Origin of the sequence: Streptomyces sp. NBC_01260 (genome assembly GCF_036226405.1) — a bacterium.
Taxonomy (GTDB): domain Bacteria; phylum Actinomycetota; class Actinomycetes; order Streptomycetales; family Streptomycetaceae; genus Streptomyces; species Streptomyces laculatispora.
On record NZ_CP108464.1, the window covers coordinates 11,694 to 38,318 of the forward strand.

19 protein-coding genes and 5 pseudogenes are annotated in these 26,625 nt (G+C 67.9%); 12 read left to right on the plus strand and 12 right to left on the minus strand.

The window, feature by feature from the left end:
* Positions 1 to 68: 68 nt before the first annotated feature.
* The 4 genes and pseudogenes from OG322_RS00055 to OG322_RS00070 form a co-directional block, all read right to left on the minus strand.
* Positions 69 to 1,001 (minus strand): ISAs1 family transposase, encoded by a 933-nt coding sequence (locus tag OG322_RS00055; protein ID WP_329305842.1) that lies wholly within the window; start codon positions 999 to 1,001, stop codon positions 69 to 71.
* Positions 1,002 to 1,051: 50 nt separating this feature from the next.
* Positions 1,052 to 1,228: pseudogene (locus OG322_RS00060) on the minus strand (hypothetical protein); the annotation flags it as partial.
* A 259-nt stretch (positions 1,229 to 1,487) separates the two neighbouring features.
* A complete protein-coding gene (locus tag OG322_RS00065; protein WP_329305843.1) occupies positions 1,488 to 2,369 on the minus strand; it encodes a hypothetical protein in 882 nt (293 codons plus the stop codon).
* Positions 2,370 to 2,433: 64 nt separating this feature from the next.
* A complete protein-coding gene (locus OG322_RS00070; protein WP_443066511.1) occupies positions 2,434 to 3,525 on the minus strand; it encodes an outer membrane protein assembly factor BamB family protein in 1,092 nt (363 codons plus the stop codon).
* A gap of 1,429 nt (positions 3,526 to 4,954) precedes the next feature.
* On the opposite strand from OG322_RS00070, the gene OG322_RS00075 reads away from it, so the two are divergent.
* From OG322_RS00075 to OG322_RS00100, 6 genes are all read left to right on the plus strand, one after another.
* Positions 4,955 to 6,187, plus strand: coding sequence for a restriction endonuclease-related protein (locus tag OG322_RS00075; RefSeq protein ID WP_329305845.1), 1,233 nt, complete (start codon positions 4,955 to 4,957; stop codon positions 6,185 to 6,187).
* A complete protein-coding gene (locus OG322_RS00080; RefSeq protein ID WP_329305846.1) occupies positions 6,184 to 9,552 on the plus strand; it encodes a hypothetical protein in 3,369 nt (1,122 codons plus the stop codon). Before OG322_RS00075 ends, OG322_RS00080 begins: the two co-directional genes overlap by 4 nt.
* A complete protein-coding gene (locus OG322_RS00085) occupies positions 9,549 to 12,305 on the plus strand; it encodes an RNaseH domain-containing protein (protein WP_329305847.1) in 2,757 nt (918 codons plus the stop codon). Before OG322_RS00080 ends, OG322_RS00085 begins: the two co-directional genes overlap by 4 nt.
* A gap of 109 nt (positions 12,306 to 12,414) precedes the next feature.
* A complete protein-coding gene (locus OG322_RS00090; protein ID WP_329305848.1) occupies positions 12,415 to 13,323 on the plus strand; it encodes an RNA-guided endonuclease InsQ/TnpB family protein in 909 nt (302 codons plus the stop codon).
* A gap of 30 nt (positions 13,324 to 13,353) precedes the next feature.
* Positions 13,354 to 13,542, plus strand: coding sequence for a hypothetical protein (locus tag OG322_RS00095; protein ID WP_329305849.1), 189 nt, complete (start codon positions 13,354 to 13,356; stop codon positions 13,540 to 13,542).
* A gap of 238 nt (positions 13,543 to 13,780) precedes the next feature.
* On the plus strand, positions 13,781 to 14,164 hold the full coding sequence (locus OG322_RS00100; RefSeq protein WP_329305850.1) for a hypothetical protein: 384 nt from the start codon (positions 13,781 to 13,783) through the stop codon (positions 14,162 to 14,164).
* Here OG322_RS00100 and OG322_RS00105 read toward each other — a convergent pair.
* Positions 14,108 to 15,139 (minus strand): hypothetical protein, encoded by a 1,032-nt coding sequence (locus tag OG322_RS00105; protein ID WP_329305851.1) that lies wholly within the window; start codon positions 15,137 to 15,139, stop codon positions 14,108 to 14,110. The genes OG322_RS00100 and OG322_RS00105 overlap by 57 nt on opposite strands.
* Before the next feature lie 209 nt (positions 15,140 to 15,348).
* Between OG322_RS00105 and OG322_RS00110 the strand changes: the two genes are divergently transcribed.
* Positions 15,349 to 16,323, plus strand: a complete 975-nt coding sequence (locus tag OG322_RS00110; RefSeq protein WP_443066512.1) for an IS630 family transposase — start codon at positions 15,349 to 15,351, stop codon at positions 16,321 to 16,323.
* A gap of 180 nt (positions 16,324 to 16,503) precedes the next feature.
* Positions 16,504 to 16,767, plus strand: a complete 264-nt coding sequence (locus OG322_RS00115; protein WP_260146888.1) for a hypothetical protein — start codon at positions 16,504 to 16,506, stop codon at positions 16,765 to 16,767.
* A 9-nt stretch (positions 16,768 to 16,776) separates the two neighbouring features.
* Here the strand turns inward: OG322_RS00115 and istB are convergent, their stop codons facing one another.
* Positions 16,777 to 17,547, minus strand: coding sequence for an IS21-like element helper ATPase IstB (gene istB / locus OG322_RS00120; protein WP_329305852.1), 771 nt, complete (start codon positions 17,545 to 17,547; stop codon positions 16,777 to 16,779).
* Positions 17,544 to 18,959 carry an IS21 family transposase gene (gene istA / locus OG322_RS00125; protein ID WP_329305853.1) on the minus strand — a complete coding sequence of 472 codons (1,416 nt, stop codon included), beginning with the start codon at positions 18,957 to 18,959 and terminating at the stop codon, positions 17,544 to 17,546. Before istA ends, istB begins: the two co-directional genes overlap by 4 nt.
* A 475-nt stretch (positions 18,960 to 19,434) precedes the next feature.
* Here istA and OG322_RS00135 point away from each other — a divergent pair, with 475 nt between their 5' ends.
* Together OG322_RS00135 and OG322_RS00140 are read left to right on the plus strand one after the other, a co-directional pair.
* Entirely contained in the window at positions 19,435 to 20,511 is a 1,077-nt protein-coding gene (locus OG322_RS00135) for an IS110 family transposase (RefSeq protein WP_443066585.1), read from the plus strand.
* 20 nt (positions 20,512 to 20,531) lie between these two features.
* Positions 20,532 to 20,846: pseudogene (locus tag OG322_RS00140) on the plus strand (transposase); the annotation flags it as partial.
* A gap of 48 nt (positions 20,847 to 20,894) precedes the next feature.
* Here OG322_RS00140 and OG322_RS00145 read toward each other — a convergent pair.
* A pseudogene (locus OG322_RS00145) lies at positions 20,895 to 21,886 on the minus strand (IS5 family transposase).
* 207 nt (positions 21,887 to 22,093) lie between these two features.
* Here OG322_RS00145 and OG322_RS41425 point away from each other — a divergent pair.
* Positions 22,094 to 22,305, plus strand: a pseudogene (locus OG322_RS41425) (Tn3 family transposase); the annotation flags it as partial.
* A gap of 73 nt (positions 22,306 to 22,378) precedes the next feature.
* Here the strand turns inward: OG322_RS41425 and OG322_RS00155 are convergent.
* Positions 22,379 to 22,771: a hypothetical protein gene (locus OG322_RS00155; protein ID WP_329305856.1), complete on the minus strand. Its 393-nt coding sequence runs from the start codon at positions 22,769 to 22,771 to the stop codon at positions 22,379 to 22,381.
* Positions 22,772 to 22,852: 81 nt separating this feature from the next.
* Between OG322_RS00155 and OG322_RS00160 the strand changes: the two genes are divergently transcribed.
* Positions 22,853 to 23,784 (plus strand): IS5 family transposase gene (locus tag OG322_RS00160; RefSeq protein WP_266411293.1). Its coding sequence is split into 2 segments (ribosomal slippage): positions 22,853 to 23,200 and positions 23,203 to 23,784, totalling 930 coding nucleotides; the frame shifts between segments, so codons are not numbered across the junction.
* Between the two features lie 360 nt (positions 23,785 to 24,144).
* Here the strand turns inward: OG322_RS00160 and OG322_RS00165 are convergent.
* From OG322_RS00165 to OG322_RS00175, 3 genes and pseudogenes are all read right to left on the minus strand, one after another.
* Complete coding sequence (locus OG322_RS00165; RefSeq protein ID WP_329305857.1) at positions 24,145 to 24,591, minus strand: hypothetical protein; 447 nt, start codon at positions 24,589 to 24,591, stop codon at positions 24,145 to 24,147.
* A gap of 569 nt (positions 24,592 to 25,160) precedes the next feature.
* A complete protein-coding gene (locus tag OG322_RS00170) occupies positions 25,161 to 25,439 on the minus strand; it encodes a hypothetical protein (RefSeq protein ID WP_329305858.1) in 279 nt (92 codons plus the stop codon).
* Between the two features lie 64 nt (positions 25,440 to 25,503).
* Positions 25,504 to 26,538, minus strand: a pseudogene (locus OG322_RS00175) (relaxase domain-containing protein); the annotation flags it as partial.
* Between the last annotated feature and the right edge of the window lie 87 nt (positions 26,539 to 26,625).

Genomic DNA, 26,625 nt, shown 5'->3' on the forward strand with positions numbered 1-26,625 from the left:
CACAGAGCGTCGTAATCCCATGATCACCGGGACCTGTGCCTGTTCTGTTGCCGGGCCCTCAACCACGCCTATCCGCGCGACCTCTTAGCGATGTTGGTCGCGCCGAGGGCTTTGAGGGCTCCGATCGCGAGGTTGCGGAGGGTGGCCATGACGTGGGGTGCGTTGCCGGCGTGGACGGTGGAGGCGTCTTCGGCGAAGGTACGGTCGCGGATGTGGTGCTGGGCTTCCACGGTCCAGTGTCCGCCCAGGTGGGAGGCGAGTTCGGCCGGTTTCGCCTGGTGGGCGTCGAGGCTGGTGACCGCGTAGACGGTCTCGCGGGTCTCCTTCCTGCCGGTTGCTTTGCGGCGGCGGTGGACGCGGAGGGCGAGCTTCGCGTGGGGGAAGGCGATGCCGCCGAGGTTGTCGGCGATGGCGAGAGTCTTGACCGAGCGAGACTCGCGACGGCCGTGTCCCTTGTTCGAGGCGGTGTGCTGGATGGCCACCGCGTGCCAGTCCAGACCGTCCAGCTGGGCCCAGGCGGTGGGCTGGTTGGGCTTGATCACGGCCACGTAGTGCGCCTTCTTGGTCTCCACCAGCCAGGCGACATTGGCCCTCACCGAGTGCAGCGCGTCGAAGGTGACCACGTCTTCTTCCAGGTCGAGCGGTGCAAGCAGGGGCTGGAAGTGCCGTGTCTCGTTGGTCTTGGACCCAACCTCGGTCTGGGCGAGGGTGACCGGGCGGCCGTGGGTGACGGCGGACAGAAGGTGCCGGCGGGGCTGATCCAGGCGGGCGGAGCCGCGCAGTGCCTTGCCGTCCACGGCGATCACCCGTCGTCTGTCCGGGGCTGCGGCGGTATGGCGGTGAGCCAGCCAGGCTCCGACGGCCGCATCGAGTGCGTCGGCGTCGAGACGCTCGAGGACCCTCCCGATCGCGGACCTGGACGGTGCATGCCGCCAGTGCAGCAGGTGACGGCGCACGTCGAGCGCGGCGAGCAGCCCGGCGTCGGCACAAGGGCGCCCCACTCGGCGAGTTCGTCGATGGTCCGGGCTCCTGAGACCGCGGCGGCCGCGCAGACCAGCAGGATCGAGGCCAACGAGTACCAACGGCCCCGCCGGGAGCGAGGATCGGGCACCGCCTCCAGGAAGAACCGCAGGTCAGCCACGTCGTCCGGGTTGAGCGGACCCAACTTGGCCAACACGGCAGGGATCGGGGAAGATGAGACAGCGGACACGGGAACCCTCTTGATCACTCGGCTTAGACACCTGAATGATCACGGATTCCGTGTCCGCTCTGTCATCCACCCCAACTCGCCGCAACCTCACGCCAGTTGGGCGAACCCGGAACTGCGCAAGCCCTGCTCCGCCCTGACCGGCGTCTGCAACATCGCCGCCGGCCTCCGCCGGACAGCCCGGCCCGCACTCTCACCCTGCTCGGTCTCACATGATCAAGAAGGACGAGGCCCAACTACGCCGAGGCCCTGCTCCTGAAACTGAACCGTAGTTTTCTTCTCACCGGTAAGAGCGAAGCGCACGGTGCAGTGCAGCAAATTCCTTCGATGGCGTAATACCGGGAATTTGCATCACTTCCCGCACTCTGCGAGCGTTACTTCCCATGCAGCTTGAAGATTCAGGCGCGATTTTCCAGGTCATGCCGCTGGGGTAGAAATATTCATCCTCGCCAGGGCTGAGGATAGCTAGGGGGCCAATACCGAGGTCAGTACCATCCGCGTCGTGGAGCTGAATCGTCACGACTCCCATCCAAGGCGACTTGCCGGCCTCCTTCGAATCGGGGCCGACGGTCAGGGAAAAACGGTCGTTCTCCCCGGACTTCACATCGAAGACCACATCTTCTTCGGTAGCTTTAGTGAATGGAGGTTTCTGCGAAAGAGGGATTTCGATGGCGTAGTGTGCCGAAGTCCCCAGGTCCCCACCCGTCCCTCCGCAGGTTTTGAGGTTCTCCGAGATTTCCACATTCGCACTTACCTTCGTAATGATCGCCGAGCCACTTCCACGATTACGGACGGCGATATTGATCTCTGAGCCGCTGAGTCCTGTGACCTCCTTCTTTGAATCTCTCGATGTCTCGACCCCTTTCAACTTGTCAGTAAACCGTGCGCTTACAGCAGTGACTTCCAGAAGCCCCCTGCGCTCGGCTTCCTTCTTCCCTGTCTCCGCTTGGCTGTCACCGCTCATTGCCGAGTCCCACGCAGGAATCAGTGCGACGATGCTGAGAACCAGCGCCACAGACGCGATCAGTGTGCCGGGTGTGCGCCAGCCGTCTGCTTGCTGCGGCGGCACAGGCGGATTCGCACCCTGCTGCGGCGGCACAGGCGGATTGGCACCCTGCTGCGGCGGCACAGGCGGATTGGCACCCTGCTGCTGCGATGACAAAGCATCCCTCCCGTTATCCTAAATAGACACAAAAGCTTCACCGTATCGAATATCAAAGCGAAACTTAGCCAAAGAATAGGTCACCTGTGGAAACGTCGTAGACTGTGATCTCCTCTCCGTTGTGGCAATAAATCAGATCGTTGGTGACGATCTGAACCGCACCTTTCAAGGGGGATGACCAAATATCCTCGCCTCCTGCCGTGTCGACGGCGCGAACCTTTGGCCCTTGAGTGTTGACCAAAATCACCCCTGAAGGCCCTGGAAGCATTTCAGATGACAGTTCACCCCCTACTCGCCACTGCTCCTTACCCGTTTCAGGATCAAGCGCAAGAAGAGAATATTCTCCGTTGACGCGAACGGAAAAATGGACAATGAGAAGGTCATCGTGAAGCACCATTTGCAGCGGCGTTACCGGCTCCGGCAGCGGAATGGACCAGACTGTCCTACCCGTGTCGCTATGCAGGGTAATTAATTTCTCATCCGTCACTAGGTGAAGGAGTCCTCCCCCCGAGAGAAATGAGGCATCCGAAGACATTAATGCTCGAGTCCATTCAACTCGATCATTTTCAACGGAAAGCGTACGCAATTCCCCCGGCGCGGTAACGAACACAGTAGTTCCGTCATCCTGGCGCCTTTCGACATTGCGAATCCCAACCAAATGAACCAAACTGCCGGCCACTTTGATTCCCAAGTCGCTAGCGTCTGGGATTTCTTCAGCCCAAATTAATTTCCCTGTCTCACGATCCAGCGCCATAGCCCCGAACGGCTCCACACCTTTATGGGTGAAAATAAGAATGTTTCCGTGCGCGATAATTTGACCCGCTTGAAATACCTTGACTCGCCAGAGGATCCTGCCCGTTTTCGCAGACAATCCAAATACGTGGTCCTGCGTGGCGGCTACGACAAAGGCGCCAGATTTAGCAATCTCCACTACCTGGTTTCCAGGTAACTTTCGCCGCCACATGCGCTTTCCGTTGGCTGCGCATAGCGCTACGACCTCGCCGGTCGTGTCCCCGTCGCCACCCCCAACCAGGACCTGCCCCCCGGCTGCAATCACTTGCGGATAGTACGGCTCGCCCCATTTATCCGGCTCACCTGCATTCCCTGCAGAGCTGCGCCATTTGAGGCGGCCGCTGCGCGCTTCCCTCAACCACACTGTGCGGTCCCCCTCTGCCCCGCTCAACCAGGGCCCAGACAGAGAAAGCGAAGTACGTAAAGCACCCGAGAAAGGCACAGGCCACACCGGCGCCCCGGGCGACGGGGTCAACTCAGGCCAGGACGGGCAGCGATGGGCGACACGATCTTTCCCGTCTGTCGCGCTGTCGCCCGAGCAGCCAGAAATCCCAGCAAGGGCACAAGCCGAAGACGTACCCCACCATACGAATGATCTTCTCGTCATGCCGCTGGATGTCACGAGCCCACCGTCCATCGCTGCACCCCTCCAGGAGAGTCACGCCACACGCCAGCCGCCACCCAGCTTGATCGCGCGTGACGAGCTCAACGGACCTCAGATCTTACGGCTCGTCAGGTGGCGACAAGGGGCCAACTTGAAATCATCAGGAGAATCTGCCTGCTCCTGCCGGTGGGGGGAACTTCACAATGATCACGAAGACCGTGCCTGCTCTGCTATGCACGCCAACCGGTCACTACCCGACCAACCGCACGACCCCGGAACTTGCAACCGCCCTGACATCTGAGGCACTGTGTGATCCCGAGTTCCCCCGGCCTTGGTCGCGCGCTTCCCCGACGATGCTTTACCCACCCGTTTTCCCTCCCTGCCTAGTCGTACGTTCCATTCGTACACGGAACCGCGACGCTGATGCCCACGCTTTCGGCAGGCCGCGGTCGGCGCGTGCCAGCAGGGCGGCCGGGGAAGGTGACGCTTCACGCCGGGAGCAGCGAGCGGAGGACGCGCGTCGGCGTGAAGCGCAGAGGCAGGAGGTGGAGATCCGTCCAGGTAGCGCCGTAAGGCGTGGCTGGCTTCCCCGCTTGTCAGAAGGCCCAGCGGAGGCGCGATGAAGCCAAGGCGCGGAGGGACGCACAGAAGGCCCGGGGTCCGGTGTTGTGGCCGTGGATCGGTCGGTGTTCGCAGGTCAGGGGCGCAACGCGGACTCTGTTGCACAGGGCGGTGTTGCGCGAGGCGCTGTGATCCTTCGTGCGGTCGGGCGCGGTCCCGGGCCTCGGGTGCGAGGGCGCCGGGATCCCCGGCTACCGACGGCGCGTGATGCCGAACCGGCCGCGGGGCCTTGCCGCGCGTTCGGTCTCATGCGCCTGGCGGCGCGCGACGCGCTCAGCCTTCGCGCGGTCGGCGGCCTCCGTCGCGCACGGCCCGCACAGCCGGTCCCACTCCCCCGGCCACGAAGACCGCATGGTCTCCTGCCAGCGCTCGTCGGTGAACTTCCTTCCGCGGCGCCTGCGGGTCGCTGTTGGGGGCACGACGCTGTTGGCCCCGGTCCGGAGGCAGCCGGACGCGAGTTCGTCCGGAAGACCACCGCAGAGCGCACGTCGGACCGGGATCACCGGATCAGGGGAAGATCCCCGAACTCCCGTGCCCTCCCCCAGGGCGGGGGGGTTGAGGTTGTGGCATGGGCTCGATGCGGTGGGGGAGGACCGGGGTGTCGGTGGTGGCCGGGACGGCAGCGGCCGTTCAAGAACTCGACGTGGGCCAGCGCGCAGCGCTCGACGCCTGCGTGGTCGCGGCGTTGGCCTTGAGTAGCAGCGAAGGCGAGGCACAGGGGCGGATGCGGCTGCTGATGGAGTGCCATGGTCGCTACGTGCGCTCGTTCGGGGTCCTTGAGCAGGCACCGTCGTACGAGGTGTTCACCCGTTGGCTCTGCGGAAGCCGGGTGGCCGACCTTTTGCCGGGACGGCCCCAGGGATCAGTGCTCGGCAAGCTGTGGCTGCTCGATGACGACGGCATGCCCAGCTCGGCGCTGCACCGGCTCGCGGTGGAGGCCTCTGAGCACGGCCACCAGGCCCCGGGGATCGGTGCCGACATCCGCCATCTGCACAGCCTGCTGCGGGCGGTGGGAATGCTGCCGGTGAGTACCGGGCTGTCACGGATCTCCGGCGAGACCGTCCAGCACGCCGTCTTTCGCGCGCTGGGGGCCGCCGGCTTCGAGGCGTACACCCGGGGCCGGGAGGCGATGGTCCGCACGCCCGTCCTGACACGGCGTGTTTTGTCCCGGAACACCGCGTTGGTCGAGCTGGGCGCGTACACCGGTATCTCCCCGACGCGGCAGTTCGGCGGCCTGTGGGCAGCGTGTCCGATGTGCAGTTGGACGATGCGGGCCGTCTACCGCCCCAACGGCGTGGTGGATGTCGAGTGTGAGGACGAGCGCCACAGCCTGCTGGGCGCCCGGTACCGGGCCGAGCCGACTGCGATGGAGGGCTGGCGCCTGGCCCCGTGCGGCGAACTGCGCACCGTGCCGGAGCTGCTGCCCGTGGAGGGCTATGTGGCGTTGCCCTACGCCCTGTGGCTGTGGGTGACGCTCCCGGGCCTGCTGGAGGTCGAGCTGCGCGACCGGCTGGTCGCTTTGGGCGCGGAGGTGCGGCTGTGGCCGTTCGGCGACGCGTATGACCTGCATGTCACTCGTCCCGGCTGGTCCAGGGTGTGGCGCGTCGACGTCAAGACCTGGGCCGATCCGTACGGGCTGGCCCAGAAGTTGCGCGAGGATCCCGAGGGGCCCGGCGAGCTGTGCTTCGTGGTGCCTGAGCACCTGCGGGGGTATCTGCCGCTGCTGCGCCGGGTGGTGCGGAGCAGCGGGGCCCGGGTGCTGACCGATGCCGACTTGGTGGCGGAGGTGGAGGGGGCGTGAGCAGGACGCTTGCCGGTGCTCTGGCCTTGGCCGAGTATCTTCTTCCCGCCCGGTTCCGCGACGGGCGGCAGGTGGTGCGCGTCGCGGACGCCCATGTCCTGCTGAGCGGGCACGCGCCGCGTGTCGTGGCGGGCTGGGCGCAGTGGTCGGAGGCGGACAAGCAGCGCCTCGGTGCGCTGTTGGGCACCCGCCATCGGGGTGAGGCGCTACTGCACCACGTCGAACGGACCGTCTACGACGTCTTCCACACCCCGGACGCGGACGACCCGCTGCCCGCTCTCTACGCGCTCGGGTACCACGAGCGTGGGCGGGCGTTTGAAGTGCTGCCGGCTCACGGGCAGGACCCTTCGGACGTCGCCGAACGCCTGCTCGCGCCGGCTAAGCCTCGGCGGCTGCTGCGGGTCGCGAGCGGATCGGGCTGGTCGGCGCCGACATCGCGTGGGCGAGTCCAGCTCGCTTTCCCCGACGAGCAGGGGGTGTACAGGCCGCCTCAGGTCGTGACCGCGCCGGCGGTTGAGTTGGTGGTGGACGCCGATGAGCTCGGCTGGCAGAGCCGGGACACCGACCAGGATATGCAGGGCCCGGCTTTCCGTGAGAAGCAGATCGCGCTGCTGCTGCGCGGGACCATCGGTGGCGGGCAGCGCCCCTTGGAACCCGTCGTCCTGCCGCCGGGCCGGACGCACCTGCTGAGTGCGCCCCCGGGCGTGGGCAAGAACGTCTTCGGCCGAGGCCTGGCGATCCAGCAGGCGGGCCTGGACCGCACCACCGTGCTGGTGGTCAGTGACAACGGCGATGTCTACGGCGAGGCCTCCACCTTGCAGCAGGAGCTGCGGGCGGCGGGCGTCAAGGAGACGGCCACGCCGTTCATCGCCCCCAACAGCCGGTACAAGTTCGCGCTGCGCTCCGCCGCGAAGCTGGAGGGCACCGGCGTGCCGCTGGCGCAGGCCTCGGCCAGCATTGCCTTCCTCGTCAACAACTCCGCCTACGGGTGCGCCGCGCAAGCGCAGCTGGAGGGACGTGACGCCTTTGAGGGCGGCAGGGAGCCGTGCACGGTTGCGGCGTCGGATGCTTTTGGCCAACCGGAGCGGGCTCTGTGCCCGTATGTGTCGTCCTGCGGGAAGTTCTCCCACGTCGAGGCCGCAACGACGGCCAGGATCATCGTGACCACCCACGCCTGTTTCCAGTCCGGGATGATCAAAGTTCCGGTGGAGGTCGACGGGGAGGTCCGCAACAGCATCAGCGTGCGGGAGTTCCTTCTGCGCCTGGCGTCCTATGTGGTCGTCGATGAGGTTGATGCCTACCAGTCGCGGGGGTTCGGTGAGTGCGGCGAGCTGGAGCTCGCGTCCCGCTCCCGCCCGACCACGGTGCTGCGGCGCATCCGCGACAGCCTGCACCAGGCGCCGCCTCGGCTGGCGGTGGCGGTGCGCCGGCCCCTGACCCGGGCGGTATTCCTGGCTGAGCAGCTGCTCGACCTGGTGGCCGGGGAGGAGGTCTGCACCGAGGTCGCCCAGGCCCAGGCCCTGGCCCGTGGGCAGGACCCGCGCCGGACGCGGCAGGTCCTGCAGGACCGCAAGCGCTGGTATCAACCCCATCAGTGGGACCGGCATCTGCTGGAGAACCTGATCGGGGTGGATCCCGAGGCCGCGGCCACCGCCGAGCAGGCCGACTGTCTGCAGGCTCTACTCCCGCGCGTGGCCACCCGGCCGGGCGACCGGCCTTCCTGCGCTGTCCTGCCGGATCGGCTGCGGCCCGTCCCGGGCGTGCTGGAGCGGATGCTCACGATCGACGAGGGCGGGGAGTGGCAGCTTGCTTCCTTCAAGGACGAACTGCGGGAGATCGTCTCCACCGCGCTGCCCGCCTTCTGCGCTGCCGAGAACGGAGCCGACGGAGCACCTGCCGAGTCCACGGTGCCGGCACAGCGCGGGCTCGACCGGCCGGAGCCGGTGCAGGCGCTCACGCGCACCGAGGTCACCGCGGGCGTCCTGCACGCGTTGATGATGAAGACGTGGCTGACGGCCATCGTCCACACGATGTTCACCCTGACGGACAGGGCCGGCGAACTCACCGGGCACGGCATCGACGCTGCCTCCGAGCTCTCCGACGCCATCGGCCACCGGGGCTCCGGCACCGTCGTCCCGTTCGGTCCTTTGGGCCGGCAGCTGGGCGGTTTCCGCTTCGAGGGGCTGGACGATCCGGGTGGCCACGCGAGTTTCAAGATGGAGGTGCTGCGCGCCGATCCCCATACCGAGACGCAGTTCCTCGGCAGCATCGTCTCCCTCGCCCTGAGCGGCCGCCAGCGCACTGTCCTAGGCATGTCCGCCACCGGGTTCATGCCGGGCGCGGCACGCACCCACCTGCTCGCCCGCCCCGACTGGGCGATGCCCGACACCCTCCGAGATGGTCTGACCATCTTCAACAGCACCCCTGTCGCCGACGGCAAGCTCTTGGCTGTCGGCAGCACCCCCTACCGCGAACGCGACCAGCGGGTCATCTCTCTGGCCGCCGGCTACGCACCGGGCCTGGTGCGCGACCTGGACCGGCTGGCCGCAGACGCGCGCACCCGCCATCGTGCGCGGGCCCTGATCACCGTCAACTCCTACCGGCATGCCCGCCTGTTCGCCCAGGCCCTGTACGACACCGCGCTCGCCCTCGGACGGCGGCTGCGGATCTACGTCGCCGTCGCGGATACTCCCGACCCGTCTCTGCCGCCGGTCTGCGATGCGATCGGCCAGCTCACCCGCGACCGTTTCGCGGAGCTGGCGGACCTCGACGGTGAGGTGCTCATCTCGCCGCTGCCGCGCACCGAGCGGGGCTTGAACGTGCTAACCGTGTTCGAGGGCATCGCCGTGTCGGCCATCACCCTGATCGCCATGGGTGTGCGGCCGGTCATGCCGGCCGAGGACCCTGCGGTGCTGGCGGCCAGTGTCGCCGCCCGGGCCTGGCGCGACACCGTACCCGGCGACGACCCCGCCGCCGTACTGGCCCGGGCCCGCGCGGCGGCCGACGCGCACCTGCGCCTGAACCTCAACGCACCCAAGCGCTTCTCCGCCCTGCCCGACGAGCTGAAGTACGAACTCGTCGCCACCCTCCTCGGGCAGAGCGTCCAGTTGGCAGGCCGCGGACGCCGCGGGCAGACCCACGTCGAGCTCCACTTCATCGACGGCGCCTTCCACGACCCCACCTGGGGATCCGACCTGCCCACCCTGATCCGGGGATGGCTCGAGCAGTCCCCGCAGGACGACCTCGCCCAGCTCGGCGCTTCCTACGGCCACACCGTCGAGGAATTCGCCGAGTACGCCCACGCCCAGCACATGCTCCCCGCGCTGCGCGCGGGCTTTGACTCCTACCTGGGAGAGTACGCATGAGTCGCCCGCTCGACAGCGTCGCTCGCAAGCAGGCGCGCCTGCTGCAGTTCCGCACCGCTCCCGCCGACCTGGGCGAGGTCATCGCCTACCGGCCCGAGGCTCCCGTGCTGGATCTGGCCATGGAGCTGTCGCGCGAGTACAAGCGCAACGTCGGCACCGGTCTGGACGTGCAGCCCCCCTACCGGGCACTGGAGTGTGTCCTGCGCGCGGCGGCGGGCACCTGGGCGCGCTGGCAGTGGAACGACGGCTGCTACGAACTCCTGTGCGCGGCGCCGATCAGCGCCGAGGACCGGCACGACGTGTTCCGCTACTGGGCCGAAGCCGTGGTCCTCGGGCCCGACGGCCAGCGCATCGGCGAACAACTGGCCGAACTCCTCGCCCGGGCCGAGCCCCGCTCCGCCGTCCTGCCCGCGCCGCCGAGCGCCGGCAAACGCTCGCGCGCATGGTGGCCGGGCGAACTCGCCCGCTGGCGCCTGGCCGAGGAACTCGCCGCCCTCGAGTGGCCCCGCAACAACGGCACCCCCGTCCGTTTCACCCTGTGCACCGACGGCCGGCTGGCCGCGATCGGCCACGAACTGCCCGCCCAACCCGACCGCAAGGGCGTCGTGCGGCACCTGCTGCCCCGTATCACCATCGGCACCGCCGCCAGCGGTCACTCCCGGCGCCACGCGGTGACCGTGAACGCCACCACCACCCTCCTCGCCACCTCCTGGAAGAGGGTCGCCACCGTCCTGCTGGCCAACCCTGACCAGCCGCTCGTCGTCTCCGCAGCCGCCGACGGCCCGCCGTGGAAACGCCGCCTGAACGTCCCCGCGGTAGCCGCCAGTCGCCGCCTGGCCGCCCTGCCCCGCCTGAGCGCGAACGTGCCTCCCTTCCCCGAGCACCTCGCCGACGACGCCCTGGCCGACACCGCCCCGGGGCCGGTCTGGGCCGTCGCCCCAGCCAGCGCCCGCACCCCCGGCCTGGGCCGCGGACACGGCATGGAGTTCTTCCGCCACATCGAAGAAGCCATCGACAGCCGGTGCGAGAAGTACAGCCACCGCAGCCCCGTGTTCATCGAGGTCCCCGGCATCAAGGTGCCTCCCACCGAGAGCGGCTCACGCGTCAGCGGACCGATCCCCTTCGAACGGATCCCCGCCGCCCTGGACGCCGCCGGCGTGGGCACCCTCCTCGTCCCCGTCCTGTGGAGCACCGACGAGGTCCGCGCCCGGGTGAAGGGCGCGATCGCCGACCAGTGGGGCCCCGGCGAGGACTGGAAGGCCGTCGACGGTGTCGCCGAACCCGTCGCCGGCGGGCGTATCGAGGTCGTCTTCCTCCACGACAAGACCGATGCCCTCGGCCACGGACCGCGCACCAGCGCGGAGCGCGAGCGGGACCTGGCGCAACTGCTCGCCCCCTACACCCGCGAGGACATGCTCGTCGCGGCGATCTGCGAGACCGACTGGGACCCCGAGCGCTGGTACCCGAGCGTCGAAGCCCGCGAGAAGGCCGAGGCCGAGGACGGCAAGTGGCCCTCCAAGCAGGCTCTCGCGCGCCTCGCAACGACCTCCCAGTACATCAAGCAGGCCCCGCCGCCGGTCCCCACCCACACCCGGGAGGGCAAGCCCTACAACGAGAAGTACCGCGCGAAGAAGGTCGCCTCCCGCCAGAGCGGCCTCGACAGCTCGACCGCGAACGTGCTGCGCGAGATCCTCAGCGGCGTCGGCGCCACCGACCACCGCCTCGGTGCCGCGTTCGGCAAACTGCCGCTCGAGAACTGGTGGCACATCGGCATCCACGTCCGCCGCCACGCCCAGCGCCGCACACCCGGCAAGCGCCGTACCACCGAACCAGCACCGATCACCGCAACCCTCACCGCGATGCGCCCCACCGGCGGGAAGGACGACCCCTGGCAGGTCTGGGCCTACAGCCCCCAGGCCGGGCAGTGGCAGCCCCACAGCCCGGCCACAACAGCGCTGCACGCCACCGACCTCGCATGGGACGTCAGCGGATACCGCGCCGCCGCGGACGAGACACTCCAGGCCCGTGCCGCCGCGGACATCGTCGAGCAGGCCCTCATCGCCATCCGCACCCAACTCCCCGCAACAGCCCCCGCCGTCCTCTACGTCGACGGCGACGCCGCCGAGTACATCTGGGCGGGCCTAACCGACGAAGCCCTGGGCCAGGACCCGCCCCCCGGCATGCCCCGGCCGGCATCCTGGCTGCCCGGCCACAGCCTCCCCCGCGCCCAGCGCCCCCTGGCCACCGTCCGCGTCATCGGCGACCTGGAACGCATCGGCCGCCCCACCGGGGCCCACATGCGCACCAGCGACGGCACCTGGCGCGCCACCGACACCACCAACAGCCTCTTCCAACTCGCCACCGACACCGGTGCCGTCACCTTTCCCGATCTCCTGCTCGTCAATGTCCCCCGCACCTGGGCCGCCGGCCCCGCCGGCCGCTTCGGCAAGGACGAGACACGCTTCGACAGCGGCATCCAGAGCAAGAACGGCTACGCCCACACCGCCACCCGGTTCACCGTCATCGCCCAGAGCCCCGACGCCGACTGCGACCTCATCGGAGCTGTCGCCGCCGTCCTGACCAACCAGGGCATCACCTCCGACGTCCGCCAAAGCGCCCCCACCCCCCTCCACCTCGCCCGCAGGATGGACTCCACCCACCCCTACTACCGCCGCACCGCGGAAAGCACCGAAGACGCCCCCGATGCCACCGAAGACGGGAACACCGCGCAGGAGGAGACCACCAGCCTGTAGCCAAGGCGCGCTCACCCCGACGAGGAGTCCCTTGAGGAATTCCGGGATACCGACGCCAAAGCTGACGCCGATGCCCTCCACGCCGCTACGGTCCTGGGACAATCTGGCCATGGCGCTCATCCGTGCCATCACCGCGGCCGACTACTCAGTGGTGGCGGCGCTGCTGGCCGCGAACGGTCTGGGAGACGGCTGGGGCTACGAGCCCGAGGGGCTGAGCGTCGTTGTCGCCGAGCTCCACGAAGCCGTCGTCGGGGTGGCCGAGTTCCAGCTCCACTGCGACTTCGGACACGACGCGTCGTTCAATGTCCGGATCGCTGCCCCGGTGCCGGCCCTGCCCACGCGCAAGCAGCGGGACGGCGGGACCGTCGGGGTCGACCTGGGCGTGGCTGTCATCGCGGCGGCCTCCGAGCCGGTGATCACCGCGCAGGGTAAAACGCAGTTGTTCGAGAACCCCCGGCACCTGGACAACGCGGTGCGCCAGCTGACGAAGTGGCAGCGGCGGATGTCCCGCCGCCACGTGCGAGGGCTTCCCGCACACAGGCAGAGCGCGGGCTGGCGGGAGGCCCGGGACCAGGTCGCACGGCTCATGGGGCTGGTCGCGCAGCGGCGCGCCTCGACACAGCATCTGCTGACGAAGCAGCTCGTGACCCAGTTCGCGCACATCGCGGTCGAGGACCTGCGGGTGAAGAACATGACCCGCTCCGCGCGCGGCACCCAGGACGCACCCGGGCGGAACGTGGCGGCGAAGGCCGGGCTGAACCGGGCCATCCTCGATGTCGGCTTCGGCGAGATCCGCCGGCAGATCGAGTACAAGGCCAAGCGCCACGGCGTCAGGGTCACCGCGGTCAACCCCGCCTACACCTCACAGACCTGCCACCAGTGCGGGCACGTCGACCGCAAAAGCCGGCGCACCCGCTCCGTCTTCGAATGCACACAGTGCGGACACGCCACCCACGCCGACATCGGCGCCGCCCACAACATCAAACACCGCGCACTCGACACCACCGACCAGCGGTAAGAACCAGGCACTGAAGGTCGAGGACACACCATGAGTGAGACAGCACAGATGACCGGCGGCCCGCTGAACGGGCAGACCGTCGAACTCCACCCCGTCCAGGAGCAGAACGGTGAGTACGGCGCCTTGGTGGGCGGGGACACCGGCCCCGGTGACCCCGCCTACGTACGCGACGGACACGGCCGGTGGTGCTGGCAGGGCAAACCCTGGCCCACCAACTGACCGGCACCGCCGCACCCGCGCCCCCAGCCCAGCGCTGGCGGGGCCGAAGAAGCCACCTGGGCTACCACGCGTCGACGTCGCATCCGACGAACGAGAACCGCAGGTGGCCACCCGTACCACCGAACAGGTCAGCCACGCCATCCTCCTCACAGCTGAGGCCGGTAGCGGTATCTTGCCGTGCGACGCATCCGCAGAATGATCAACTATCGCGACTGACGAATCCGAAACCGGGGGAAACGTGAAGGAAGACGATGGTGAAGAAAACGGGGAATTTAGCACTGAATCCAACACCGAATCCAACGGTATTCTAACTGGCATCTGGAGTTACTTAGGAATTGGCGTCGGGCTATTTCTGATGCTTGATTATGTATACTCCCTCGACCTTAAACCTGGTGAAAAACCGTCATGGGAGCAAGACGTGGTCTTCTGCTCTCTCCTCCTCGGCCCTATAGCTCTTCTCTCACTACTCGGAGAGGAGTTGGCTCGAGAGATAAGAAAGGGAAAGCTCTCTTATTCAACATACTGGTCAACCTTTTTCGCTGTCACCGCAGCCGTGTGCACATTTCTAGGCATCACAAGTATTGAAGATGTTAAAAAGATATTCGATTCGTGGGATTGGTGAATTCACTTCAGCTCCCGCGTTACCGGATCGGTCACAGTGAGCCTTTTCCACTTGATCAGGTGGCGAGTTCGAGAGCTGGTACTGCTGGACGAAGCCGGGGTCCTTCAGCCGGTCGGGCTCGGGCAGCTGCTTGTGCGGGTCAGACCGGCGCTGCCCGGCGAGCGACCAGCCCATGGGGCGCAGTCCGGCACGGCCCATGTCCCGGTCGACTCCCGCCAGGTAGTCCGCGTCGACGGGCAGCTCCCAGTTCGACTGCCAGATCAACCCGTCCAGGGCGATGGGGAGGTGCGGGAATCCGAAGAGGAAGCCCAGACAGCGCTCGCGCAGCACTGCCGCGCTCTGCTCGGGGCTCAGCGGGACGCCCTTCTCTTCGTTCCCGGGGCCGGGGAGTGCGGTCCTGCAGTCGGTGTCGGGGAAGATGTCGATCTCCCCGATCACGACGTGCGCCGTTGCGTTCTCACGGTCGGGGTAGGACCAGTGCTTCGGCACAAGGACGATCACGTCGTGGGTGCCGAGAGCGTCGGTCACCGCCGACGTGAGCGGGCTGCGGTCGGTGCGGGGCAAGCCGCGGTCGCTCTCCTGCGAGGCGTGGCGGACCTGCCACATGCAGGCGTGGTGTGTCAGGAGGCCGGGGCCGTCCGGCGAGGCCCACAGCGTGCTGGTCGTCGGCTCCGGCGGGGTGGCCGGCTCAATCTTGCGGCGGCCCCGGCCGCGACGCGCGCCGCTCATGGTCCAGCTCCAGTAGTCCTCGGCTTCCTCGAGGAGCAGGACCCGCTGTCCACTGTGTGCCCAGGCCGCCGCGATCCCGCCAACCAGGTGGTAGAGGTTCCCTGAGCGCTCCGCCAGGAACCGCAGGACGTGTGGTGCGTGCGGCGCATCGCCGGTCCCCGCACGGCGCAGGGCCTCGGTGTACTTGGCTCCGCCCCGGCTCGCCCTGCGGGCGGTCTGTGCGGCGGTGGACTGGTTCTTCGGCATGACGTACTCCTCTGCCGGGCCGGGCCACGCCCCCGGTCCCGGCTCGTACGACTGCCGTGGACACGACGGAACGCAGAACGGGAAGGAGCGGGCCCCGCAGGACCTTGACCCCCGCGTCCGGCGGCGTGGCTCCGGAGGCGGGCGGTGATCGGCAGTACGCACTAGTGTGATGCGCCAGAAATCCCATGGTTAGTCAGTACCCTGTTGTCATGTCACATCCCGGCCCTTCTGCTGTGAAGATCACGTTGTCAGGGGAAGAGCGTGCCGAGTTGGTGCGCCGGACGGAATGGCCAGACCGGCGCTCGGCCGAGAAGGCTCGGATCCTCCTGGCGTGCGCTGAGGGCATGTCGAACGCGGGTGTCGCACGCGTCGTCGGTGTCCAGGCCAAGACGGTTGGCAAGTGGCGTCGGGCTTTCGCCGCAGAGCGGATGGCCGGGCTTGAGGACGCCGGCTGGATCGGCCGACCCAAGGCCGACCTGGTCCTGAACGAGGCTGAGCGGACGCAGCTGACGCAGTGGGCGCGGCGGGCGAAGACCGCCCAGTTCCTCGCGTTGCGAGCCAAGATCGTGCTGCGCTGCGCGGAGGGCGGGACGAACCAGCAGGCCGCGGCCGACCTCGGCGTCGACAGATCGACCGTGGACCGCTGGCGGGCCCGGTTCATCGCCCAACGCCTCGACGGTCTGCACGACGAGCCCCGCTCGGGTCGGCCACCCTCGATCCTTCTCGACCAGGTCGAAGAGGTCATCGTGGCCACCCTGGAGTCGACCGCGGGCAGAGACACCCACTGGTCACGGGCCTCGATGGCTCAGCGCACCGGCCTGTCGAAGTCGACCATCGGCCGGATCTGGAAGAAGTTCGACCTCAAGCCGCACCTGCAGGACTCCTTCAAACTGTCCACCGACCCGCAGTTCGTCGCCAAGGTCGTCGATGTCGTCGGTTTGTACCATCACCCGCCCGAGAAGGCGGTCGTGCTCTGCGTGGACGAGAAATCCCAGATCCAGGCCCTGGACCGCTCACAGCCGGTCCTGCCGATGATGCCGGGCATGCCCGAACGCCGGACCCACGACTACTACCGGCATGGCATCACCAGCCTGTTCGCCGCCTTCAACATCACTGACGGAACCGTTGTCGGCGTACTCGCGTATGTGCAGAGGTGCGTACGGTTGAACGTGCAGAGCAAGTAGCCGCCCGCTGCGCTCATTGCCATGCGAGAGGATGGGGCGGTGGACCTTCGTTACTTCAATCAGACCGGCTGGACCGCGATCTTCAATGGCACCGAGACCGAGATTGGCCGCATGGTGCGGGTGGAGGCATGGGACCCGGCAACTGGAACGGCGCTTGTAGTCGACCCGAGGCGAGGAGCTATGCGTCCCGTCACGGACTACGAGGCCTTCTCCCACCTTGAGAAGGCCGACCAGGTCGTAGCCGCCGTTCCTGGTGGCGGGTGGCGGGCCCACTGGAAGGACGAGGGCCCGGGAAACACCCCGCTCACGGAACAGGTACTCGCGTGGCTGATCACCTCGCAGGGCCGGGCAACGGCCATCACGATGGACGCTCACGGGCATGTTGAGGATGCCGACAGTGCCGACGCCTTCATCCCGCCGGGCGAGGAGCTGGGCCAGGATTGAGTCCCCGGATCAGGCGACTTCCGTCTCGCGCTCGATGGCCTTGAGGCGGTTCTTCAGCCGGTAGCTGGGGCCGTTGATGGCGACGACTTCGCAGTGGTGCAGGAGGCGGTCGAGGATGGCGGTGGCGAGGACTTCGTCGCCGAAGACCTGGCCCCATTCGCTGAAGGTCTTGTTCGAGGTCAGGATGATTGAGCCCTTTTCGTAGCGCTTTGAGATGACCTGGAAGACCAGGTTCGCCTCGGCGCGTTCGAGGGGCTGGTAGCCGACTTCATCGACCACGAGAACGCTCGGCCGCAGGTAGGAGCCCAGTTTGCTGGTCAGACGTCCGGCCGCCTCGGCTGCTTTGAGGTTGCGGACCATGTCGTCGAGGCTGGTGAAGTAGATCGAGTAGCCGGCCCGGCAGGCCGCGACCGCCAGCGCGATCGCAATGTGGGTCTTGCCGACGCCGGGCGGCCCCAGCAGGGCGGCATTGGCCTTTGCTTCGACGAAGGACAGGGTGGCCAGGTCTTTGATCTTGCGCGGGTCGAGCTCGGGCTGGAACGAGAAGTCGTACTCATCGATCGTTTTGTGGTGCGGCAGCCGGGAGAGCCGCAGGCCCTGTCGGAAGCGGCGGTCGTCTCGGACGGCGAGTTCCTCGGAGAGAACGAGGTCGAGGAAGTCGAGGTAGCCCATCTTCCCCTCGTCCGCCCGCCGGGTGTACTCGTTGATGGTTTCCGCCAGGTGGGGCAGGCCGAGCTTGGTCGCCGTGGTGCGGATGCGGTTGCCGGTCAGCTCGCTCAAGACGATTCCTTCGTCGCTCGGTTACTGGTGAAAGGGCGGGTCCCGGTCAGCTCGTCATAGACCGACAACGGTCGGCGGCCGACCTCGACGCGGGTCGCCGCAGCCCGGTTGAGGAGAGCTTGCAGCGGTCCGGCCTCCTCGCCCAAGGGGCGTTCGTGACGCGGCCGGGGCAAGGCGTCGCCGGTGGTGGTCCGGCGTCCTTTGCCGGTGGGCAGCTCGTCCCAGTGCTGTTCTTCGACGACACGGACCCCGCGTCCGACTGCCCGTGGATGCATGGCAAGCAGCGTCTCGCCACCGGAGTCGGCAATGGTGGAATGCAGCATGACCTGCGACTTCGTGGCCCTGATCTCCACCAGCTGACGCGGTCGGACCTTGCGGGCGGGGACTGAGTAGAGGTTCCCGCCGAAGGCGACCAGACAGTCCTTGCCGACCGGCCGCAGATGACGTTCGGCCACCAGATACGGAGTGGGTGGCAACGGCTTGAGAGCCGCGTGGTCACGAGCTGCCCGCTCACCGATGACCTGCTGGTGAGTCCGGTGCGTCTGGGCTCGTCGTTTCGGCACCCAGGCGGTGAAGGCGGCGTCCATTTCCTCGATGCAGGAGAAGGCCCGGCCGGAGAGAACGTGGTCGCGGACGATCAGGACCTGGCGTTCGACGCGGCCTTTGCCCTGGGGGCGGTAGGCGGCCAGCACATCGATGTCGAAGTCGTAGTGGCCGGCGAATCCGACCGCCTCCGGATGCAGTGGAACCGCCTCACCTGGGGCGACGTGACGGCGGACGACTGTCTTGGTCCGGTCATAGACGATCGTCATCGGCACCCCGTTGAAGTGCGCGAATGCCCGCCGATGGCAGTCGAAGAACGTCTGCAGGTCCAGGCTGGTGGTGAAGCAGCAAAACGGATCACGCGAGTACGACAGCACCATGTGGAAGGAGTAGACCTTCGGGATGCCCATGTGGGCCAGGATCCTGCCCTCATCGCCCCAGTCCACCTGAGCCTGAGCACCCGGGATCACCTCGAACCTGCGATGCATCCCTGCCAGCTCTCGCGGGGTGATCCCCAGTTCCTCCGCGATCCTTGGGCGGGCTTCCTGCACGTAGAGCTTGACCCGCTGATAGTTCCCGGTGAACCCGTACTCCGTGGCCAGCCGCTCGTGAATCACCGCGGCCTTCATCAGGACCTCGGCCCGCAGCATCGCGTCGATCAGCGGAGCGACGTCGTCGACCACTCGCTTGCGCGGCTGACCACTCGCCGTCCGGCGCGGAGGCGCGGACGAGTCAGCAGACAGGTACTTGCTGACCGTCCGCCAGTTCAGCCCGGTTTCCTTGGCGACCTCCGACAGGCTTATCGCCCCGGACTCCACCAGGCCGCGGAAACGCCGAAGCTCCAGCCACCGCTGCGGGTCCAGGACCATGGCCCACCCCTCTCTGCAACTTTGGACGACAAGCAGCAGCGTGCCGGGGGCCGGCCCTCAGCGCATCAAAAGCTCTGTACGTTCATCCGTACGCGGCTATGTGCGTTCACGTGTACGCCGACAACCGTCATATCTCAGCTTCACCGCCGCCACCGCGCGATTGAGTTCAAGAAGTTCCTGATCCGGATCGACAAAGCGGTGCCCGTCGGGCTCGACGTCCATCTCGTCTGTGACAACTGTGAGGATCGTGGATGTGCCGCAGGGGGCCGGAGCCTGACCCGTGTGACAACTGGCCGCAGCTGCCTTGGTGTGGAACTGTCGGCCCCGGCCTCCTGCGGTGCGTACTGCCGCCGGCCCGGTGAGCGTGTCCCGATAGGGGCTTTGCTGCACAAAGCACCGTCACAGTTCTGACCGCCCACCGGACCGGTGCCAGCCACCAGACCCAGTCCAAGGGAGCCTCGTGACCGTCACCAGCATGCCCCAGCCGGCGCTGCCCGCGCAGCACCTCCCCCGGCCGGCGGAGGAAGTGGTCCTCGGGGTGGACACTCACAAGGACGTCCATGTCGCCGCCGTCATCACCGTCCTGGGCGCCTCACTCGCCCACCAGGAGTTCCCGGCCACCGCCGCCGGATATCACCAGCTACTGACCTGGGGACAGTCGTTCGGCGTTCTGCGTCGGGCGGGGGTCGAGTGCACCGGATCCTTCGGAACTGCACTGACCCGTCTTCTGCGTCGGGAGGGCATCGAAGTCGTCGAAATCAACCAGCCCGACCGTGCCACCCGGCGCAAGCGAGGCAAGACAGACGCCCTCGACGCGGATGCGGCCGCCCGCGCGGTGCTGTCCGGACGGGCCACCACCGTGCCGAAGAGCGCGGACGGGCCCGCGGAAGACATGCGGGTCCTGCGACTGGCCAAGGAATCAGCGGTCAAAGCCCGCACCCAGGCGCTGAACCAGCTCAAGGCCGTCCTCATGTCCATCGACCCGGACCTGCGAGAACTGCTCACCAGACTCAGCAATCCCGCGCTGGTCGCGACCTGCGCGGCCCTCGACATCGGCGACCGGGGCGAGGCCGTCTTCACCATGCGTCTGCTCGCCCGCCGCGTCCAGTACCTGTCCGACGAGGTCAAAGAGCTCACCCGGCGCACCACTCGGGCCGTCCGCTCCTGCCGCCCCGAGCTGCTGGACCTGGTCGGCGTCGGACCCGACAGCGCCGCAGTCCTCCTCATTGCCGCAGGTGACAACCCAGACAGGATCACCGACGAGGCGTCCTTCGCTGCTCTGTGCGGTGTCAGTCCGCTCGAGCAGTCCTCCGGCAAGACGCAACGCCGGCGCCTGAACCGCGGCGGCAACCGCCAGGCCAACGCCGCGCTCTACCGCGTCGTGCAGACCCGCATACGCTGGGACGAACGTACCCAGAAATATCTGGAGCGACGCACCGCCGAGGGCATGTCCAAGCGCGAGATCATCCGGTGTCTGAAGCGGTATGTCGCCCGCGAGCTCTACCGGCACATCCAGCCCCGAGCCGCCAACCCGGTCCCCTCTGCGGCTTGACGAAACATAGGGGCTTCTACGCCACCCACAACACCGCCGAGATCAAAACCTGGCTGGGCAAACACCCCCGCTTCCACATCCACTTCACTCCGACCGGCTCCTCCTGGATGAACCAGGTCGAGCGGTGGTTCGGCCTACTGACCGACAAGCTCATTCGCCGCGGCGTCCACAGGTCCGTGAAGGCCCTGGAGGACGACATCACCGCATGGATCGACACCTGGAACGAGAACCCAAGGCCCTTCACCTGGACCAAGACCGCCGACGAGATCCTCAACTCCCTCGCCGATTACCTCGCCAAGGTCGGAACCGATAGCCAGCAGACAGGGCAGAACTAACCATCAGGATTTCTGGCGCATCACACTAGGGCGTGTATCGAGTCGGGATCAATCGACGGTCCGGGTGAGGTCTTTGATCCAGATCATCGAGGCACGCAGTTGCAGGCCGGCAAGGTAGCTCTCGGGGGTCTTGTCGTAGCGGGTGGCGATGCCGCGCCACGCCTTGAGCTTGTTGATCAGGCGCTCGACAGTGTTGCGTTCCTTGTACAGGTCGGTGTCGTGGGTGAGGGGTCGGCCGCCCTGGCGGCCCTTGTTCTTCCGGTGGGTGGTCTGGTCCTTCTTCTCAGGGATGACAGCCTTGATGTTTCGTCTGCGCAGGTAGGCGCGGTTGCCGCGGGAGGAGTACGCCTTGTCGCCGGCGACGGCGCCGGGCCGGGTGCGGGGTCGGCCGGCCGGGCCGCGGACCCGCAGCTTGTCCAGGACCGGGATGAACTGCGGGCTGTCGGCGGCCTGGCCCACGGTCAGGGTCAGTACGAGCGGTCGGCACTTGCGGTCGCAGGCGATGTGTACCTTGCTGGTCTGGCCGCCCCGCGAGCGTCCGAGCAGGGCGGCTTTCAACCGGAGCTTGCGGCGGTGCCGGAGGCGTCTTCGCGCGGCGACGCCATCGGCGCCCGGTCCGGTTTGTTCTTCTTCGGTGCCCCCTTTGACCGGACCTTCTCTTCCTCCGCGGCCTTCTCCAGGGCGTCGAGCACGCCGGGGGCCAGACGCATACCGGCCGCGTCCTGGTGGGCCCGGGCGGTGGTGGAGTCCACGCTGACCAGGGAGAGGTCCACCTCACCCCGCGCGGCCGCCTGCGCGATCAGCCCTTCCAGCAGGGTCTCGAAGACTCCGGCGTCCCGCCACTGCCGGAAGCGGTTGTGCACGGTGGACCACGGGCCGAACTCGGCCGGCATCTCCCGCCACTGCGCTCCCGAGCGGAACTTCCAGATCACGCCCTCGAACTGCTGCCGAAGTCGTGCGGGATACGGACCGTACTCGCCGATCGGCAGGTACGGCTCGACGTACTCCCACTCCTGGTCCGTCAGTTGCCGCCGTGTCATACACACCGGACTACCCGATCCACCCGCTCCACGAGAACAAAACCCACAGATTGATCACGACCCGATACACGCCCTAGTTGGCAAAAACGGCGGCAGGGCGCCCCAAGGCAGGGAGCTGTGACGCCTCGTAGTTGGCAAGGATGCCGCAGGTTAGTTGGCAACCAGTGATCACGAAATGTGACCGGCCTATCCGAGGATCGTGTTGGCAACGCCCTGGTGCTGTTCACCACCCGCTACATGGACGCAGCCCTCGACCAGCTCCGCACTGAGGGCTTCGAGGTCCGCGACGAGGAGGTGGCCAGGCTCTCCCCGTTCGTGCGTCACCACGTCAACATGCTCGGCCGGTACTCCTTCCATCTGCCGGAGCTGCCCGGGGCCTGCGGCCCCTGCGCGATCCGGATGCCGCCGACCAGGGGTGAACGTGGCCTCGACGGCCAGACGCGTGTGGCGGTCCTGTCCGGGTTTCCGGACGGGACCGCTCAGCACGGGCTGTTACGGAATGAGCAGGTAGAACGGCTGGTTCGCCGCTGCCCCGTCGGTGCTGGTGGTCACGCGGATGGAGTTGGCCGGGCAGGAGGAGTCGTTGCGAGAGACGCGGACGCCGCTGTTCCGGGGGGCGGTGTTGCTGAGGGTGGCCATCGGGATGGACTTGGAGGCCTGAACGCCCGATGCCAGGACGACGCAGTACGAGCCGGTGGCGGGCCTGCTGACCGAGGTGACGGTGTTGGTCTTCTGGGAGGTGCCGCCGTCCGAGTTGACGGTAGCGGCGGCCTGCGCGTAGGGGGCCACGGTGTTGCTGGTGGGATCGGCGGCCATCGCGATCCCGCCCAGGGTGGCGCCCACGGTGACGACGCCGAGGCCGGCCAGGACCAGCTTGGAACGCATGCGCATGTGAATCGTGCCCTTTCTAGGTCCTGTTTCTCGGATCTCCTGACCTGCGAGGGGTGTTGGGGCCAGGCTGGGTTCATGGGCCGTGGGGATCTGACGAATGCGGAGTGGGATCGGCTGGAGTCGTTCCTACCTCCTGGTGGTACGCGTGGAGGTCGGTGGAGCGATCACCGCCGGGTGATCAACGGGGTTCTCTACCGGGTGCGGACCGGCGTGCAGTGGCGGGATCTGCCGGAGCGATTCGGGCCATGGGAGACGGTCTATAAACGACATCGTCGCTGGTCAGCCGATGGAACCTGGCAGATGCTGCTGTCTCGCATCCAGGTAGCCGAGGACGCCGAGGGCGGCATCGACTGGGACGTGTCGGTGGACTCGACAGCCGTGCGAGCCCACCAGCACGCCGCCGGTGCGAGGAAAGCGCCCCCGGCCGCCGTCCCTCAAAGGGGGGCCAAGTGGGGGACGAACCAGGTCGATCCGGTACTGCGGAGACTGACCATCCGCCTGGAGGAGGTGGTCAGGTCGGCGAATGTCTGGGACGTTCCCGCGGAGGATTCACCACCAAGATCCACCTCGTTGCCGAGGGACGATGCCGGCCCCTCGCCTTCGTCCTGACACCCGGACACTACGGAGACGGACCCCAGCTCGAGCGGGTGCTGGAACAGGTTCTGGTGCCGCGAGCCGGAGTCGGCCGGCCACGCACCCGGCCCGACCATGTCTTGGCGGACAAGGCCTACACGTCCCGGAAGAACCGCCGCTACCTGCGACGACGCGGAATCCGGCACACCATCCCCGAACGTCTCGACCAGCAGAGACACCGCAAGAACCGAGGTTCACGCGGCGGTCGGCCTACCGGTTTCGACAGCGAGCTCTACAAGAAGCGCAACACCGTCGAACGCACCATCAACCGCCTCAAAGGCTTCCGCGCCGTCGCGACCCGCTACGAGAAACGCGCCTACATCTACCTCGGCACCGTCACACTCGCAGCACTCATGATCTGGCTCCGTACATGATCCGAGAAACAGGACCTAGGCAGAGGTAAGGCCCGGTCGGAAACCGGGAGCTCCTCATTCACTCCCGCCGCCCACGTCTCGCCCCAGCCGCGTTCACCCCTGAGGATGATCACGGCCTCTGCAACCACCCGAACGGCCGCCCTCGGCCGCCGGCTGCGGGAAGTGCTTCTCCTGGCAAGCATCTCCGTGGATGCCGCGTTCATCGCACCGTGGACAGCCAGAGTCGCCGTACGCCACCGCTCTGGACAGCGGCCCCAGAGCCGTTGACCAATCTGGCACTCCGCAGAGTAACCACAGGACAACATCGGCGACGCTTGCCAACAAGCGTGCTGCTTTGCCAACTGCGCTGCGTCGTCACAATCAACCGGCGGGGGAGAGGTCTCCCTCCTCAGCGGCCGGACTCTGTCCACAGGGCCGCAAATAGAGGCTCCTCTTGAGGCCGCCGCGATCAGCGGGGCGGCCCGTACGTGAGGAGTCGTCATGCCCGAGAACACCGTCACCGCGCCGCTCGCCCCGATGGAGCCGGAGGGTGTCGTCGGCGCCTTCGCCTACATCCAGGCGTTGCAGGCCGGCGACATCGATACCGCCTGCGCGGTCGTCGACGGCATGGGCCCGGAGGTGCTCAAGATGCTCCTGGACGTCGCCGCGCGCATCTTCATCCCGGTCACCGCCGTGGACGACCACGACGGGGAGCCCTGCGCGCATTCCTTCCTGGCGGCGGCGCTCGGACGGCTTCTGCTGGAGCTCCTGCGACGGCGAGTGCCTGGCCGGTGCGCCGGGCATCGCCCAGACCATCATCCGCTTCACCGAGAACATCCTCACCGACGACCACGGCAACGTCGCCGATGTCCTCCGGCAGCTGGAGGCCGCGGGGATGAAGCAGGCGATGGAGGCGCACCTGGTGCGCCGGACCACCGCGTAGAGCGCATCCGGGACTGTGGTGGTGCGGCGCGCGCCGCACCACCACACCGCACCGCGTATCCGGGGCGCACCACCGCACCGCGTATCCGGTGCGCGCCGCCGCACCGCGCCGCACCGGGCGCGCGGCGGCGGGCCCTATATCACAGACCCCCTAGACCGCGACCTGATCGGCGGCCGGGACCTGCTCTGACAAGGGGAAACGCTCCGCTATCCAACGTGGTCAAGGAGAAACGTGCGCCCGTCCGGACCTGGACAAGGGGTGGGCGGGCTCCCGCCCGAAGCTGGACAAGGGGTGCCGGGTCGCCCGTCCGGAGCTGGACAAGGGGTGGGCGGTTGGCCGGTGCGCCCGATCCGGGAGGTGCGCTTCGCGTGCGGTGCGGAGCATCGGATGCCGGACATCGTCCACTCGATGCTGAGCATCGTGGGTTCCACTCGGTGGGCGATGCCCGGCATCGTCACCACAGCCAGGCACTGGAGTGCCGCACACGGGACAGGGCGCGGGCATCGCGGCGCGCGGCCGCGTTGCCGATCCGGCTCTGCCGGGAGCGGGGCCGGCGGGACTCCCCGGCCGCGAGGCGGCGCTTTCCGGCGTCCTGGAGCCGCCGCCGCTGCTTGTGCAGCTCCAGCTTCTTCGCCGCCTTCGACTTCGGTGTCCGGGGCCGCTTCCAGACCGGCTGCCACCCCGCGGGCTCATCGGGCTCGGGCTCCTGGTCCTCGTCGAGCGCGGTGGCCATCTCCTGGTGGGCTGCGCGAGCTCGGGCGAGGGCGTCCTGCGGGTTGGGCAGTTCTCCGGGGTACTCACGCGACTCCTCCTGTGGGTCGGCCCGGCGTGTGCTGGATGCCGGGCTGCTGGGTGTGCGGCGCCGGGGCGGGCTGTGGGCGGAGGCCGTGAGCGACTTCGCGTGCCCGCTTGCTGTCCTGGATCGTGGCGGCCAACTGCGCGGCGGCGGCTTCCATGGTCTGGCGGGTCCGCTCCACCGTCTCGACGCCGGTCTCCGGCTCCAGGAGGCGGCCGCCGTTCGGTCCGGTGCGGAACGGGCGCGGGTGCGAGCTCGAGGTAGCGGGCACGGCGACGGTGCGCGGCCGGGTGCGGGAGCCCAGTCGCTCCGCACGCCGCGCCGCGTTGACCCGGGCTGCCAGGGCACCGGCAGCGAGGCGGGCCCGCTCGTACGGGGGCGCGGTGCGCTTGCGGGTCAGCGGGCGCAGCACGGCCTGGTCGTCAGTGTCGCGCGGGTACAGGGCGCGCAGGTCGGCGGTCCTCGTCCGGCCCCGGCCGACGGGGCGGGTGTAGTCGTCGACGGCCGTCTGCACGATCTGTTCGTCCAGGCCCGGCTGGTGGGGGCGGCCGCGCAGGACGTAGGAGAGGTGGCGGCGGGCTTCGGCAAGCAGGTGGTGGCGTTTGAACGCCCCGCGCATGACGTACACCACGGCGACGACGTCGACGGCGGCCAGAACCACGTCGACCACCGGCCGTACCCGCGCCCACACCGCCGCGGCGGCTGCCGCCCGCGCCCGCTCCGCCAGCCGGGAGACGACATCGGCGCCGAACGCGGCGATGGCTGACTCCCGCCATCCCTCGCGCAGCTCGGACAGCGACCGCAGCACGGTGCGCTTGTGCGGGCGCGTCCGGTCGGCGGCCTGGCAGGCCAGCGCGTGGGCGGCCCGCTCCCCCGGCGTGTGCCCGTGCTTCTTCTCGTACGTGGCAGTCAGGACGGACATGGCGTCCTCGATCTGCTGGCGGCGGGTCGACTGCCAGCCGATGAGCCGCTGGTCGATACCTGAAATCTCCATGACGGGCCGGCGGCCGGGCGTCACCTCGCGCGGCTCCCAGGACCTCCTTCACCGCGCCGGCTGCGAACTCCAGACCGCGGTCGATCCGTACGAGCTCGGGCACCGCGCCGAACGGCGAGACGTCGCTCT

What these genes read in the sequence shown, in the direction of transcription:
- OG322_RS00075 (WP_329305845.1), top strand. Translation starts at nt 4,955, where the DNA reads ATGGGCTCGATGCGGTGGGGGAGGACCGGGGTGTCGGTGGTGGCCGGG.
- OG322_RS00085 (WP_329305847.1), top strand. Translation starts at nt 9,549, where the DNA reads ATGAGTCGCCCGCTCGACAGCGTCGCTCGCAAGCAGGCGCGCCTGCTG.
- OG322_RS00090 (WP_329305848.1), top strand. Translation starts at nt 12,415, where the DNA reads ATGGCGCTCATCCGTGCCATCACCGCGGCCGACTACTCAGTGGTGGCG.
- OG322_RS00095 (WP_329305849.1), top strand. Translation starts at nt 13,354, where the DNA reads ATGAGTGAGACAGCACAGATGACCGGCGGCCCGCTGAACGGGCAGACC.
- OG322_RS00105 (WP_329305851.1), bottom strand. Translation starts at nt 15,139, where the DNA reads ATGCCGAAGAACCAGTCCACCGCCGCACAGACCGCCCGCAGGGCGAGC.
- OG322_RS00110 (WP_443066512.1), top strand. Translation starts at nt 15,349, where the DNA reads ATGTCACATCCCGGCCCTTCTGCTGTGAAGATCACGTTGTCAGGGGAA.
- OG322_RS00115 (WP_260146888.1), top strand. Translation starts at nt 16,504, where the DNA reads ATGCGTCCCGTCACGGACTACGAGGCCTTCTCCCACCTTGAGAAGGCC.
- istA (WP_329305853.1), bottom strand. Translation starts at nt 18,959, where the DNA reads ATGGTCCTGGACCCGCAGCGGTGGCTGGAGCTTCGGCGTTTCCGCGGC.
- OG322_RS00135 (WP_443066585.1), top strand. Translation starts at nt 19,435, where the DNA reads ATGCCCCAGCCGGCGCTGCCCGCGCAGCACCTCCCCCGGCCGGCGGAG.
- OG322_RS00155 (WP_329305856.1), bottom strand. Translation starts at nt 22,771, where the DNA reads ATGCGTTCCAAGCTGGTCCTGGCCGGCCTCGGCGTCGTCACCGTGGGC.
- OG322_RS00170 (WP_329305858.1), bottom strand. Translation starts at nt 25,439, where the DNA reads ATGGCCACCGCGCTCGACGAGGACCAGGAGCCCGAGCCCGATGAGCCC.